The sequence below is a fragment of the Actinomadura litoris genome (assembly GCF_009733595.1).
GTDB lineage: Bacteria > Actinomycetota > Actinomycetes > Streptosporangiales > Streptosporangiaceae > Spirillospora > Spirillospora litoris.
Genome location: NZ_WOFH01000025.1, coordinates 25,535 through 41,377, shown reverse-complemented (window position 1 = coordinate 41,377; position 15,843 = coordinate 25,535). Strand labels below are relative to the sequence as shown.

Annotated in this window: 2 protein-coding genes (1 of these 2 running past the window's edge); both read left to right on the top strand. The window is 75.5% G+C overall.

The genetic code is table 11. From position 1 onward, the window contains the following. Positions 1 to 14,764, top strand: the 3' portion of a protein-coding gene (locus tag GNZ18_RS40420) for a non-ribosomal peptide synthetase (RefSeq protein WP_156222853.1). 2,021 nt of this gene lie to the left of the window's left edge; the window shows 14,764 of its 16,785 coding nt (coding positions 2,022-16,785); its start codon lies off the left edge, out of view; the stop codon is at positions 14,762 to 14,764. Continuing rightward, positions 14,761 to 15,843 carry a hypothetical protein gene (locus GNZ18_RS40415; protein WP_156222851.1) on the top strand — a complete coding sequence of 361 codons (1,083 nt, stop codon included), beginning with the start codon at positions 14,761 to 14,763 and terminating at the stop codon, positions 15,841 to 15,843. The genes GNZ18_RS40420 and GNZ18_RS40415 overlap by 4 nt, the downstream gene beginning before the upstream one ends.

Genomic DNA, 15,843 nt, shown 5'->3' with positions numbered 1-15,843 from the left:
CCAGCTCGCCGCCCTGTTCACCGGCCACGCGCTGCACATCGTGGACGGTGTCACCTGGCGGGACGCCTCACTCCTGGTCCGCTGGCTGCATGAGAACCGCGTCGACTTCGTGGAGGTCACCCCGTCCTACTTCCAGGCGCTGGCGGACGCGGGCCTGCTGGAGGGCCCGCACCGCCCGAGCCGCGTCGGCCTCGGCGGCGAGGCGCTGCCCGCGAGGACATGGGAGCTGCTCCGCGCGGCGGACGGCGTCACGGCCTTCAACCTCTACGGGCCGACCGAGTGCACCGTGGACACGGCGATCGCCCGCGTCGCCGACGCCCCCGCGCCGGTGATCGGCCGGCCGGTGGGCAACACCCGCGCCCTCGTCCTGGACGAGCGGCTGCGTCCCGTGCCGCGCGGCGTCCCCGGCGAGCTGTACGTCGCGGGGGCCAACCTCGCGCGCGGCTACGCGGGCCGCCCCGCGCTGACGGCGGAGCGGTTCGTCGCCTCGCCGTTCGCGGCGGGGGAGCGCCTCTACCGCACCGGCGACCGCGTCCGGTGGAACGCCGACGCCCGGCTGGAGTTCCTCGGCCGCGCCGACGACCAGGTGAAGGTCCGCGGGTTCCGCATCGAGCCCGGCGAGGTCCGGGCGGTCGTCGCGGCGCACCCGCGGGTCGCGCAGGCGGCGGTCGTCGCGCGCGAGGACGCGCCGGGGACCGTCCACCTGGTCGCCTACGTGGTCCCGGCCGGGGACGGGGGCGACGCGCTGCCCGACGACGTGCGCGGGTGGGTCGCCGGGCGGCTGCCCGAGTTCATGGTGCCCTCCGCCGTCGTCGTGCTGGACGCGCTGCCCCTGACCGCGAACGGCAAGCTCGACCGCGCCGCGCTCCCCGCGCCGGACTTCGCGGCCGGGGCGGGCGCGGGCCGGGGCCCGGCGAACGTGCGGGAGGAAATCCTGTGCGCGGCCTTCGCGGAGGTCCTCGGCGTCGACACGGTCGGCGTCGACGACGACTTCTTCCGGTTCGGCGGCCAGTCGCTGCTGGCGATCCGGCTGGTGGCGCTGCTCCAGTCGCGGGGCGTGTCGGTGTCGGTCCGGGCGTTCTTCCAGGCGCCGACCCCGGCGGGCGTCGCCGCGTCCTCCGGCGCGGTGCGGGTCGCCGTCCCCGACCGGATGATCCCCGACGGCGCGACCGCGATCACCCCCGGCATGCTGCCGATGGTGGAGCTGTCGCAGGACCACGTCGACCGGATCGTCGCGTCCGTCGACGGCGGCGCGGCGAACCTCGCCGACGTGTACCCGCTGGCCCCCCTCCAGGAGGGCCTGCTGTTCCACCACCTCATCGCCGAGGGCGGCGACGACGCCTACGTCATGCCCGCCGTCCTGGAGTTCGAGTCGCGCGAGCGGCTCGACGCCTTCCTGGCCGCGCTGCAACGCGTGGTCGACCGGCACGACATCTTCCGGACGTCCGTGCTGTGGGAAGGGCTGCCGGAGCCGGTGCAGGTCGTGTGGCGCGACGCCGTCCTGCCGGTCGAGGAGGTGGCGCTGGAGCCGGGCGAGGCCGACCCGGCGGGGCGGCTCCTCGCGGCGGCCGGGGGCCGGTCGCTCGACCTCGGCCGCGCGCCGCTGATGGACGCGCACGTCGCCGCGGTGCCCGGTGGCGGCTGGGTGGCGCTGGTGCGGGGCCACCACATGGTCCGCGACCACACCGCGCTGGAGGTCGTCCTCGACGAGGTGAAGGACATGCTCGCCGGGCGCGACGACGCGCTGCCCGAGCCGCTGCCGTTCCGCAACTTCGTCGCGCAGGCGCGCGGCGGCATGGACCGCGCCGAGCACGCCCGGTTCTTCGCCAAGCTGCTCGGCGACGTCGAGGAGCCGACCGCGCCGTTCGGCCTGGCCGACGTGCGCGGCGACGGCGCCGGGTCCGTCCGCGCGACGGTCGCGTTCCCCGCCGACCTCGACGCCCGGCTGCGCAACGTCGCGCGCCGCGTCGGCGCCAGCCCCGCGACGATCCTGCACGTCGTGTGGGCGCGGGTGCTCGCGGCGGTGTCCGGGCGCGAGGACGTGGTGTTCGGCACCGTCCTGTTCGGCCGGATGAACTCCGGCGAGGGGTCCGACCGGGTGCCCGGCCCGTTCATGAACACGCTGCCGGTGCGCGTCCGGACAGGCGAGCCGGGCGTGCTGGACGCCGTCGCGGCGATGCGCGGCCAGCTCGCCGACCTGCTGGAGCACGAGCACGCCCCGCTCGCCGTCGCGCAGCGCGCCAGCGGCGTCACCGGCGACGTGCCGCTGTTCACCTCCCTGTTCAACTACCGCCACGACCCGAAGGACCCCGACGACGGCTCGGGCGGCGGCGACCGCGAGGACCCGCTGCGCGGCATCCGGCTGGTGTTCTTCGAGGAGCGCACGAACTACCCGCTGATGGTCTCCGTGAACGACGACGGGGACGCGATCGAGGTGGACGTCGACGCGGTCGCGCCGGTCGACCCGCACGCGGTCGGGCTGCTGGTCGGCGCGGCGGCGGCGAACCTCGTCGAGGCGCTGGAGCGCGCCGTGGACGGCGGCGCGGACCTGCCGCTCGGCCTCGTCCGCGTCCTGGACGAGGCGCAGGAGCGGCGCGTGCTCGTCGAGTGGAACGACACCGCCGTGCCGGTCGCCGCGTCCACCGTCGCGGAGATGGTCGAGGCGCAGGTCGCGCGGACGCCCGGCGCCGACGCGGTGGTCCACGGCGGCGCGACCCTCTCCTACGCGGAGCTGGACGCGCGGGCCAACCGGCTCGCGCGGCTCCTCACCGGCCGCGGCGTCGGCCCCGAGTCGGTCGTCGGGGTGTGCCTGGAGCGGGACGCGGGCGCGGTCGTCGCGCTGCTGGCCGTGCTGAAGGCGGGCGGCGCCTACCTGCCGATCGACCCCGCCCACCCCGCCGAGCGGGTCGCGTTCATGCTGGCCGACGCGGCGCCCGCCGTGGTGCTCGCGTCGGCGGCGACGGCCGGGGCCGTCCCCGACCGCGGCGTGCCGGTCGTGCTCACCGACGCGCCGGAGACCGCCGCGGCGCTCGCGGGCCTGGACCCGCTCCCGCTCACCGCCGCCGAGCGGCCCGCGCCGCTGCCCGGCCACCCCGCCTACGTCATCTTCACCTCCGGCTCGACGGGACGGCCGAAGGGCGTCGTCGTCGAGCACCGCTCGGTCACCGGCCTGCTCGAATGGGCGGCCCGCGAGTTCGGCGGCGCCGACTTCGCGCGCGTGCTGCTGTCGACGTCGCTCACCTTCGACGTGTCGGTGTTCGAGCTGTTCGGGCCGCTGGTGTCGGGCGGCGCCGTCGAGATCGTCCCGGACCTGCTGGCGCTCGCCGACCGGGACGCCCCGCTCGGCCCCGTCAGCCTGGTCAGCGGCGTGCCGTCGGCGTTCGCGCGGCTGTTGGCGGGCGGGCTGCGGGCCGCGCCGCGCGCCGTGGTGTTCGCGGGCGAGGCGCTGACCGCCGACGTGGTGGACGGCGTCCGCGCGGCGCTGCCCGACGCGCGGGTCTCCAACATCTACGGGCCCACCGAGGCCACCGTGTACGCGACCGCCTGGTCGGCGGACGGCGGGGGCGGCGTCGACCACGAGGGCCCGGTGCCGATCGGCCGCCCGGTGTCCAACGCCCGCGCCTACGTGCTCGACCACGCGCTCCGCCCCGTCCCGGCGGGGGTCGCGGGCGAGCTGTACATAGCGGGCGGCGGGCTCGCACGCGGCTACCTGCGGCGCCCGGCGCTGACCGCCGAGCGGTTCGTCGCCGACCCGTTCGGGTCGGGGGAGCGGCTCTACCGCACCGGCGACCTCGTCCGCTGGGACCACGAGGGGCGGCTCGAATACCTCGGGCGCGTGGACGACCAGGTCAAGGTCCGAGGGTTCCGCATCGAGCCCGGCGAGGTCCAGGCGGTCGTCGCGGCGCACGCGCGGGTCGCGCAGGCCGCCGTCGTGGTCCGCGAGGACGCCCCCGGCGACAAGCGCCTGATCGCCTATGTCGTCCCCGGCTCCGGCGCGGATCGCGGCGCGCTGCCCGCCGAGGTGCGGGCGCTGGCGGGCGAGCGGCTCCCCGCGCACATGGTGCCGTCCGCCGTCGTCGTCCTGGACGCGCTGCCGCTGTCGGCCAACGGCAAGCTGGACCGCCGCGCCCTGCCCGCGCCCGAGTACACCCCCACCCGTGGGCGCGGCCCCGCCACCCTGCGCGAGGAGGTGCTGTGCGCCGCGTTCGCGCAGGTCCTCGGCCTGGACCGGGTCGGGGTCGACGACGACTTCTTCGCGCTCGGCGGCCACTCGCTGCTGGCGATCCGGCTCGTGGAGACGCTCCGCGAACGCGGCCTGTCGGTGTCGGTGCGCGCCCTGTTCGTGTCCCCGACGCCCGCCGGGCTCGCGCTCAGCGCGGGCGGCGAGCGCGTCGAGGTGCCGCCGAACCTGGTCCCGGACGGCGCCACCGAGATCACCCCGGCGATGCTGCCGCTGGCGGACCTCACCGCCGAGGAGGTCGGACGCGTCGTCGCGACCGTCGAGGGCGGCGCGGCCAACACCGCCGACGTGTACCCGCTGGCCCCGCTCCAGGAGGGCCTGCTGTTCCACCACCTGCTCGCCGAGGGCGGCGGCGACGCCTACGTCATGCCGACCGTGCTGGAGTTCGACACCCGCGCCCGCCTGGACGGCTTCGTCGCCGCGCTGCAGCACGTCGTCGACCGGCACGACATCCTGCGCACCTCGATCGCCCGGGACGGGCTGCGCGCGCCGGTGCAGGTCGTGTGGCGGCGCGCCGCGCTGCCCGTCCGGGAGGTGGACCTCGACCCGGCGAGCGCCGACCCGGTCGCCGACCTGGTGGCGCTCGGCGGCGGCGCGATGGACCTGCGCCGCGCCCCGCTCATCGACCTCCACGTGGCGCCCGGCCGGGACGGGCGGTGGCTCGCGCTCGTCCGCGTGCACCACATCGTCCAGGACCACACCGCCCTCGAACTGCTCCTTGAGGAGGTGCAGGCGTTCCTCGCCGGGCGCGGCGACGAGCTGGCCGAGCCCCTCCCGTTCCGGAACTTCGTCGCGCAGGCGCGCCACGAGGCGGAGCACGCCGACCACGGGAGCTTCTTCGCCGGGCTGCTCGGCGACGTGACCGAGCCGACCGCGCCGTTCGGACGGCTGGACGTCCTCGGCGACGGCGCCGACGTCGTCCGCGCCGAACTCCCGCTCGCGGGCGAGCTGCACGACCGGCTCCGGACGGTGGCGCGCCGCCTCGGCGTCAGCGCCGCGACCGTGCTGCACGTGGCGTGGGCGCGGGTGCTCGCCGCCGTGTCCGGACGCGACGACGTGGTCTTCGGGACCGTGCTGTTCGGCCGGATGAACGCCGGCTCCGGCTCGGACCGCATGCTCGGCCTGTTCATGAACACGCTGCCCGTGCGCGTCCGGGTGGACGGCGTGGACGCCGCGTCCGCCGTCGCGGCGATGCGCGCGCAACTGGCCGAGCTGCTCGAACACGAGCACGCCCCGCTCGCCGAGGCGCAGCGGGCCAGCGGCGTCACCGGCGACGCGCCGCTGTTCACCTCCCTGTTCAACTACCGCCACAACTCGGGCCGGGCCGCCGCCGACGACCCCCGGGGACGCGAGGGCATCGGCCGGGTCTTCTCCCAGACGCGCAACAACTACCCGCTCACGGTCGCGGTGGACGACGACGGCGACGAGATCTCCATCGTCGTCTACGCGGTCGCGCCCATCGACGCGCCCGCCGTGGCCGGGCACCTCGCCACCGCGACCGGGAGCCTCGTCGGCCTCCTTGAGTCGGAGGCGGAGGTCCCGCTCGCCGAGGTGGACGTCCTCGCGGAACCGGAGCGGAACCGGATCCTCGGCGCGTGGAACGACACCGCCGCCGAGATCCCCCGGACGACCGTCGCCGCCCTGTTCGAGGAGCAGGCCGCGCGGACCCCGGACGCGGTCGCGCTGGTATCGGGTTCCACCGAGATCACCTACGCGGAGCTGGACGCGCGCGCGAACCGCCTCGCCCACTCCCTGCGGGCGCGGGGCGTCGGCGCGGAGTCGGTCGTCGGGCTGTCGCTGCCGCGCGGCGCCGACATGGTGACGGCTGTCCTCGCCGTCTGGAAGGCGGGCGCCGCCTACCTGCCGATCGACCCTGGCTACCCGCTGGAGCGGACGGCGTTCATGCTGGCCGACAGCGGCAGCGAGATCCTGCTGGACGACCCGTCCGCCCTCGCCGCCGACGGCTACCCGGGTACGCGCCCGGACGTCCGCCCCGAACCGGACGGCCTCGCCTACGTGATCTACACCTCCGGCTCCACCGGGCGTCCCAAGGGGGTGGCCGTCACCCACCGCGGCCTCGCGAACTACGTGTCGTCCGTGCCTGGCCGCGTCGGGTTCGGCGCCCCCGGCGACCGGTACGCGCTCCTCCAGGCGCAGGCCACCGACCTCGGCAACACCGTCGTGTTCACCAGCCTCGCCACCGGCGGCGAACTCCACGTCCTGGACGAGGACGCCGTCACCGACGCCTCCGCCGTCGCCGCCTACCTCGCCGACCACCGCATCGACCACGTCAAGGCGGTCCCCTCGCACCTCGCCGCGCTGTCGGCGTCCGCGGGCGTCGAGAACGTGCTGCCCGCCAAGGCGCTGGTGCTCGGCGGCGAGGCCGCGCCGGCCGGCTGGCTCCGCGACGTGCTGGCCGCCGCCGGGACGCGCGCGGTGTCCAACCACTACGGCCCGACCGAGGCCACGATCGGCGTCACCACCGTCCGGCTCACCCCCGGCCTGGTCGGCGCGGGCGCCGTTCCGGTCGGGACGCCGATCGCCAACACCGGCCTCTACGTGCTGGACGGCCGGCTGCGGCCCGTGCCCGCCGGGGCCGTCGGCGAGCTGTACGTCGCGGGCGCCGGGCTCGCGCGCGGCTACACCGGCCGCCCCGGCCTGACCGCCGGGCGCTTCGTCGCCTGCCCGTTCGAGCCCGGCGCGCGGATGTACCGCACCGGCGACCTCGCCCACTGGACGCCGGACGGCCTGCTGGTGTTCGCGGGCCGCGCCGACGACCAGGTCAAGGTGCGCGGGTACCGGATCGAGCCGGGCGAGGTCCAGGCCGCGCTGCTCGCCCACCCGCGCGTCGCCCAGGCCGCCGTGATCGCCCGCACCGGCGCCGACGGCGACACACGGCTCGCCGCCTACGTGGTCCCGGCCGGCGCGGCGGACGACCGGCTCCCCGCCGAGCTGCGCGAGTTCACCGCCGGGCGGCTGCCGGAGCACATGGTGCCGTCCGCCGTGACCGTCCTGGACGCGCTGCCGCTCACCGGCAACGGGAAGCTGGACCGCCGGGCCCTGCCCGACCCGGACCAGGCGCCCGCGCCGCGCACCTCCGCCGCCCGCCGCCCGGCGAGCCCGCGGGAGGAGATCCTCTGCGCCACGTTCGCCGAGGTCCTCGGCCTGCCCGCGGTGGCGCCCGACGGCGACTTCTTCGAACTCGGCGGCCACTCGCTGCTCGCGATCCGGCTGATCAGCCGGGTCCGGGAGGCGCTCGGCGCGGACCTGACCGTCCGGACGTTCTTCCAGGCCCCGAGCCCCGCCGGGCTCGCCGCCCGGCTCGGCGGCGCGGGCGAGGCGCGGACCCCGCTGACCGCGCGGGCCCGGCCCGAGCGGATGCCGCTGTCCTACGGCCAGCGGCGGCTCTGGTTCATCGGCCAGCTCGAAGGCCCGAGCGCCACCTACAACATCCCCGTCGTCCTCGGCCTGGCGGGCGACGTCGACCGCGACGCCCTCGGCCTCGCCCTGCGCGACGTCCTGGGGCGGCACGAGGTGCTCCGCACCGTCTTCCCGACCGCCGACGGCGAGCCCTACCAGCACGTCCTGGACATCGACGACCTCTCCTGGGAACTGGAGACCGTCGAGGTGGCCCCGGGGGAGCTCGCGGGCGCCGTCGCCGAGGCCGCCCGGTACGCCTTCGACCTGTCGGCCGAGGTGCCGATCCGCGCCTGGCTGTTCGAGTCCGGCGCCGACGAGCCCGTACTGGTCGTGACGATGCACCACGTCGCCACCGACGGCTGGTCCAAGGGCCCGCTGGCCGCCGACCTCTCCGACGCCTACGCCGCGCGCCGCGAGGGGCGGGCGCCCGACTGGGAGCCGCTGGCCGTCCAGTACGCGGACTACGCGCTCTGGCAGCGTGAGTTGCTGGGGGATGAGAGCGATCCCGAAAGCGTGATCTCGCGTCAGGTGGCGTACTGGCGCGACGCGCTGGCGGGCGCCCCCGAGGAGCTGTCGCTTCCCTTCGACCGTCCGCGTCCGGCCGTCGCCTCGCACCGCGGGCACCTGGTCTCGCTCGACATCCCGGCGGAGATCCACGCGCGCCTGCTGAAGCTGGCCCGCGACGAGGGCGTGACCACGTTCATGGCGCTCCAGGCGGCGCTGGCGATGCTGCTGTCCAAGCTGGGCGCGGGAACCGACATCCCGATCGGCTCGGCGAACGCCGGGCGCACCGACGAGTCGCTGGACGACCTGGTCGGCTTCTTCGTCAACACGCTGGTGATCCGGACGGACCTGTCGGGCGACCCGACCTTCCGTGAGGTGCTCGGCCGGGTGCGGGAGCGGAGCCTGTCGGCGTTCGCGCACCAGGACGTCCCGTTCGAGAAGCTGGTCGAGGAGCTGGCGCCGAGCCGGTCGATGGCGCGGCACCCGCTCTTCCAGATCGTCCTCACCATGCGCAACACCGTGGACACGACGCTGCGCATGCCCGGCGTCCAGGCCGGGGGCTCCTCCGTGGACGACGCGGACGAGTCCTGGTCCTCGGCCAAGTTCGACGTGGACGTGCTGGTCGGCGAGGCGTTCGACGCCGAGGGCGCGCCCGGCGGCGTGTACGGGTCGGTGACGGTGGCGGCGGACCTGTTCGACCGCGACGCCGCCAAGCGGATCGCCGACGGCTGGGTGCGGGTCCTGGACCTGCTGACGGCCGACCCGAGCCTGAACCTGAGCGCGGTCGACCTCCTGGACGAGGACGCGCGGCACCAGGTCTTGGTCGAGTGGAACGACACCGGTTTCGACGCCGGCCGCGCGATGCTGACCGACCTTTTCGAGGAGCGGGTCGCGCTCGCCCCGGACGCGGTGGCGGTGGTCGCCGAAGGTGCCGAGGTCTCGTATGCGGAGGTGGAAGAGCGGGCGAACCGGCTGGCGCACTACCTGATGGGCCAAGGCGTGGGCGCCGAATCAGTCGTGGGCCTGTGCCTGTCGCGCGGCGTGGATTTCGTGGTCGGAGTCCTGGGCGTGTGGAAGGCCGGGGCAGGCTATGTTCCGGTCGATCCGGCCCAACCCGCCGAGCGGATCGCGTTCGTGCTCTCCGACAGCGGCGCGGTTCTGCTGCTGACCACCGATGAGATCCTGGAGGATCTGCCCGCGGGCCGGGTCCGCATGGTCGCTCTGGACGAACCGTTCACCGCCATGCAACTGGCCGCCCAGCCCACGACCGCACCGCGGGTGAACGTCGAGGCGGATGGGGTGGCGTATGTCATCTACACCTCCGGATCGACTGGCCGCCCCAAGGGTGTGGCCGTCACGCACGGCGGCGTGCGGAACTACGTCGCCTCGGTTCCCGCCCGCGTCGAATTCGGGACGCCCGGCGGGAAGTATGCGCTGCTTCAGGCGCAGGTCACCGACCTGGGTAACACCGTGGTGTTCGCGAGCCTGGCGACCGGCGGTGAGCTGCACATCCTGCCGGAGGAATCCGTCACCGATCCGGCCGCCGTCGCGGAATACCTGGGCGAGCACTCGATCGACTACCTGAAGGCCGTCCCGTCGCACCTCGCCGCACTGGCGTCGGCCGCCGGAACGCGGAACGTGCTGCCCGCCCGGTCACTGGTCCTCGGCGGCGAGGCCGCCCCGCCGGTATGGGTGGAGGAGCTGGTGGAGGCCGCCGATGGATGCGCGGTGTTCAACCACTACGGCCCCACCGAGGCGACGATCGGTGTGACGACCACCCGGCTCTCGGCGGGCGGCGTCGTGCCGGTCGGCTCCCCGGTCGGGAACACCCGCGTGTTCGTGCTGGACGAGTTCCTGTGCCCCGTGGGCCCGAACGTCGTGGGGGAGCTGTACATAGCGGGCGCCCAGTTGGCCCGGGGCTACGTGGGACGCCCCGCCCTGACGGCGGAGCGGTTCGTCGCGTGCCCGTTCGCGCCCGGTGAGCGCATGTACCGGACGGGCGACCGCGCCCGCTGGAACCCCGAGGGGCAGATCGTCTTCGCGGGCCGCGCCGACGACCAGGTCAAGATCCGCGGGTTCCGGATCGAGCCCGGCGAGGTCCAGGCCGCCCTGACCGCGAACCCCCGGGTGGGCCAGGCCGCCGTCATCGCCCGCGAGGACGCCCCCGGCGACCTCCGGCTGATCGCCTACGTCGTCCCCGCCGATCCGGACGACGGCGAGGACACCGCGTTCCCGGCCGCCGTGCGGCAGTCCGTCGCGCAGCGGCTTCCCGAGCACATGGTCCCCTCCGCCGTCGTCGCGCTGGAGGCGCTGCCGCTCACCGGCAACGGCAAGCTCGACCGCAGGGCCCTGCCCGCGCCCGACTACGCGTCCCTGCTGCTGGAGGGCGGGCGCCGGGCGGGGACGCCGCGGGAGGAGATCCTCTGCCTCGCGTTCGCCGAGGTCCTCGGCCTCGACGACGTCGGTGTCGACGACGACTTCTTCGACCTGGGCGGCCACTCGCTGCTGGCGGTCCGGTTGGTCAGCCGGATCCGGGCCGTCCTGGGAGTGGAGATCGAGATCCGCGCGCTGTTCGAGGCGCCCACGGTGGCCGGTCTCGCCGAGCGGCTGACCGGCGCGGCGGAGGCACGCGCGCCGCTGACCGCGATGGAGCGGCCGGAGCGGATCCCGCTGTCGTTCGGGCAGCGCCGCATGTGGCTGATCGACCGCCTTGAGGGCGGCGGCTCCACCTACAACATCCCGGTCGCGGCGCGGCTGGCCGGCGAGGTGGACGCGCCCGCGATGGCGGCCGCGTTCCGCGACGCGCTCGCCCGGCACGAGGTGCTGCGCACCGTGTTCCCCGTCGCGGACGGCGAGCCCTACCAGCACGTCATCGACATCGACGACCTGGACTGGCGGTTGGAGACGCTCGACGTCGAGCCGGCGGACCTGCGCGAGGCGATCGCGGCGGCCGAGACGTGCACGTTCGACCTCTCCTCCGACGTGCCCGTCCGGGCGTGGCTGTTCCGGGTCGCGCCGGACGAGCACGTGCTGATGGTGGTCGTCCACCACATCGCCGGTGACGGCTGGTCGTGGGCGCCGCTGGCGCGGGACGTGTCCGCGGCCTACGCCGCGCGCCGCGCGGGTGAGGCGCCCGGGTGGGAGCCGCTGCCCGTCCAGTACGCCGACTACGCGATCTGGCAGCGCGAGGTGCTCGGGGACGGCGCGGACCCGGGCAGCCTGATCTCCCGGCAGGTCGCCTACTGGCGGGACGCGCTGGCCGGGATCCCGGAGGAGCTGGCGCTGCCCGCCGACCGGACCCGTCCCGCCGTGGCCGGGCACGAGGGGTACCGGGTGCCGCTGGAGATCCCCGCCGACGTCCACGCGCGGCTGCGGGACCTGGCGCGCGCCGAGGGCGTCACGATGTTCATGATGCTGCACGGCGCGCTCGCGGTGCTGCTGTCGCGGCTCGGCGCCGGAACCGACATCCCGGTCGGCTCGGCGATCGCCGGGCGCACCGACGAGGCGCTGGACGACCTGGTCGGCTACTTCGTCAACACGTTCGTGCTGCGCACCGACCTGTCGGAGGACCCGACGTTCCGTGACGTGCTGGCGCGGGTGCGGGAGGCGGGCCTCGGCGCCTTCGCCCACCCGGACGTGCCGTTCGAGCGGCTCGTCGAGGAGCTGTCGCCGCCGCGCTCGCTGGCGCGGCACCCGCTGTTCCAGGTCATGCTGCTGTTGCAGAACACCGAGGAGGCGGTGCTCGACCTGCCCGGTGTCCAGGGCGACCGGGAGGCGTCGTCGGGGGCGTCCACCGGGCGGTGGACGGTGAAGTTCGACCTGGACGTGAGCGCCGCCGAGACCCTCGACGAGCACGGCGCCCCGGCCGGGATCGAGGGCCGCGTCGTCGGCGCCGCCGACCTGTTCGAGCCGGAGACCGTCGCGCGGATCGCCGAGCGGCTCGTCCTGGTGCTGGACGCGGTGTCCGCCGACCCGGGGCTGCGGCTGAGCGAGGTCGACGTCCTCGGCGCCGAGGAGCGGCGCCGCGTCCTCACCGGATGGAACGACACCGCGGCGCCGGTGCCGGAGACGACCGTCGCGGGGCTGTTCGAGGCGCAGGTGGCGCGGACCCCCGACGCGGTCGCGCTCGTGGCCGGGGGCACCGAGACCACCTACGCGGAGCTGGACGCGCGGGCGAACCGGCTCGCGCGGTACCTGGTGGAGCGGGGGGTGGGCCCGGAGTCGGTCGTCGCCGCCGTGTTCGAGCGGACCGCCGACCTCGTCGTCGCGCTGCTCGCGGTGGTCAAGGCGGGCGCGGCCTACCTGCCGATCGACCCCGCCTACCCGGCCGGGCGCACCGCCTACGTGATCGCCGACTCCGGCGCGGTGTGCCTGCTCAGCGGCACGGACATGCGGGAGCGGCTCGCCGAGTTCGAGGTCGGCGACCAGGCCGACACCGGCGTCCCCGTCGTCCTGCTGGACGACCCGGCCGTCGCCGGGGCGCTCGCCGCGCTCCCCGCCGGGCCGCTGGCCGACGCCGAGCGCACCGCGCCGCTGCGGCCCGAGCACCCCATGTGGGTGATCTACACCTCCGGGTCCACCGGCCGTCCGAAGGGCGTGCTGGTCGAGCACCGCGCGATCGTCAACTTCCTCTCGGCGATGCAGGACGACTTCGCGCTCGGCGCGGACGACCGGCTCCTCGCGGTCAGCACGCACGGCTGCGACATGGCCGGGTTCGAGTTCTACCTCCCGCTGGTCAACGGCGCCCGGATGGTCCTCGCGTCGCAGGAGCAGGTCCTCGACCCGTGGGCGCTGCGGGAGCTGGTCCGGGCCTCCGGGGCCACGATGGTGCACGCCACCCCGAGCCTGTGGCGCGGGCTCGTCGCCGACGCCGAGGACCCGGTCGACTGGTCGGGGGTCCGCGCGATGATCGGCGCGGAGGCGCTGCCGGGCGACCTCGCCCGCGTCCTGATCGACCGGACGACGCTGTCGAACCTGTACGGGCCGACCGAGACGACGGTGTGGTCGACCGCCAAGCACTTCTCCCGCGACGCGACCGACGTGTCCTCCATCGGCGGCCCGATCGGGAACACCCAGGTGTACGTGCTGGACGACCGGCTGGCGCCCGTGCCGCCCGGCGTGCCCGGCGAGCTGTACATCGCGGGCGACGGCCTGGCGCGCGGCTACCTCGGGCGGCCCGCGCTGACCTCCGGGCGGTTCGTCGCGTGCCCCTTCGGCCCGTCCGGCGCGCGGATGTACCGGACGGGCGACGTCGTCCGCTGGAGCGCGGACGGCGACCTGCACTACCTCGGCCGCGCCGACGACCAGGTGAAGATCCGCGGGTTCCGGGTCGAGCTGAGCGAGATCGAGACCGTCCTCGCCGCGCACCCGGCCGTCGCGCAGGCCGTCGCGCTGGTGCGCGAGGACGTGCCGGGCGACCGGCGGCTGGTCGCCTACGTCGTGCCCGACCCGGGCGCGGAGCAGGAGCCCGGCGGCCTCCCGGCGGCGGTCCGCGCGCTCGCCCAGGAGCAGCTCCCCGGCTACATGGTGCCGTCGGCGGTCGTGCCGCTCGACCGGATGCCGCTGATGCCGAACAGCAAGGTGGACCGCAAGGCGCTGCCCGCCCCCGACCACGGCGCCGGCCAGGAGGCAGCCCACTGGGCCGTCACCTCCTTCGAGGAGGGCCTGTGCGCGGCGTTCGCGGAGGTGCTCGGCGTCGAGCGGGTCGGGGTCCAGGACGACTTCTTCGCGCTCGGCGGCCACTCGCTGCTGGCGGTGCGGCTCGTCGAGCGGCTCCGCGAGCGCGGGGTGCGGGTCGCCGTCCGCGACCTGTTCGCCTCCCCGACGGTCGCCGAGCTGATGCGGCGGATGACGGTCTCCTCCATCAGCGACTCGCTCGACGTCCTGCTGCCGATCCGCGCCGAGGGCACCGAGCCGCCGCTGTTCTGCGTCCACCCGTCCGGCGGGCTGAGCTGGTGCTACATGCCGCTGGCCCGGTTCGCGCCGGAGGGCGTCCCGCTGTACGGGCTCCAGGCGCGCGGCCTGGACGCGACCTCGCCGCTGCCCGCATCCGTCACGGAGATGGCCGCCGACTACATCGAGCAGATGCGCGCCGTGCGGCCGCACGGCCCCTACCGGGTGCTCGGCTGGTCGTTCGGCGGCGTCGCGGCGCACGAGATCGCCGTGCGGCTCCAGGACGCGGGCGAGGAGGTCGCGCTGATCATCCTCGACCAGTTCCCGTTCCTGGAGCGGCCCGACGACCCCGCCGAGACCGCCGAGGACCCGGACGCGCACCTGGAGAGCCTGGTCGAGGTCGTCCGCAAGGAGGCGGGCAGCACGCTCGGCGCCGCCACCGACGAGGAGGTCCACGCCATCGCGCGCGTCATCCGCAACAACCGGACGATCCAGATCGGCCACGAGCACGGCCGGTTCGACGGCGACCTCCTGCTGGTCACCGCGACCGGCGACCGGGAGCCGGACGACCCCACCGCGCAGCGATGGGCGCCCTACGTGACCGGGACGGTCACCGAGGCGGGCGTCCCGTGCACGCACTACGAGATGGCGAAGCCCGAGACGCTCGGGCTCGTCTGGGCGGCGATCGAGGAGTGGGAGGCCCGGTGACCCGACCGGGCGACGGGGCGGCGGTCAGGGCCGCGTCGGCGGCGCTGGGCGAGCCGCTGAGCGACCCCGTGCCGCTCGGCGACCCCGGCGACTGCGCGGTGCTGCGCTGCCGCCGCCCCGGCGGCGGCACCGTGATCGTCAAGACCTACGCCGACGCGCGGAACTCGTTCACGGCGGAGGCGTCCGGGCTCGCGCTCGCGGTCGGCGGCCCGGACCTCCTCGCCGTCGACACCGGGTACCCGCTCGTCGTGATGGCCGACCTCGGCGCCGGGCCGAGCCTGACGGACCTGCTGCTCGGCGCCGACCCGCAGGCCGCGCGCGACGGACTGCTGGGCTGGGCGCGCGGGCTCGGCGCGATGGCCCGCGCGGGCCACGGCCGCCAGGGCGAGCTGGAGCGGCTCCGGCGCGAATACGGCCGGGACGGCGATCCGCCCGCCAAGGTCAGCTCGACCCTGCGCGGGATCGGCAGGGTCCCCGCCGCGCTCGGCGAAGCGGGAATCGAGGTCCCGGACGGGCTGGCCGGCGAGATCGACGAACTCGGCCGCCTCGCCGACGACGGCTATCCCGCCTTCTCCCCGGGCGACACCTGCCCCGACAACAATATGCTCACCCCAGGCGGGCTGCGGTTCCTGGATTTCGAGGCGTCGGGACATCCCTCGGTCTTCCTCACCGCCGCGTACTGCCGGATGCCCTTTTCGAGTTGCTGGTGCGTTTTCCGTCTGGATCCCGCGCTCGCGGCGCTGGTGGAGGAGACCTACCGCGCGGGGCTCCTGGAGGTCTATCCGGATCTGGCCGACGACGGCGCCTGGCGGGCCGGGGTCCGCCGGGGCATCGCCGCGTGGACCGCGCTGACCCTGCTGCTGGTCCCGGACGCGGTCGCCGGCGACGTGCCGCTGAACCGCCGCGCCGCCGCGTCCCCGACGATCCGGCGGCTGCTCGTCCACCGGTGCGGGATGCTCCGGGACGAGCTGCTCCCGGCCGGGGAGTACCCCGCGCTGGCGGAGGCGGCGCGGCGCGTCCTGGAACTGTCGGCCGAATGGGGAGCGGCCCCGCTCTCCCCTTATCCCGCCTTCGCCTGA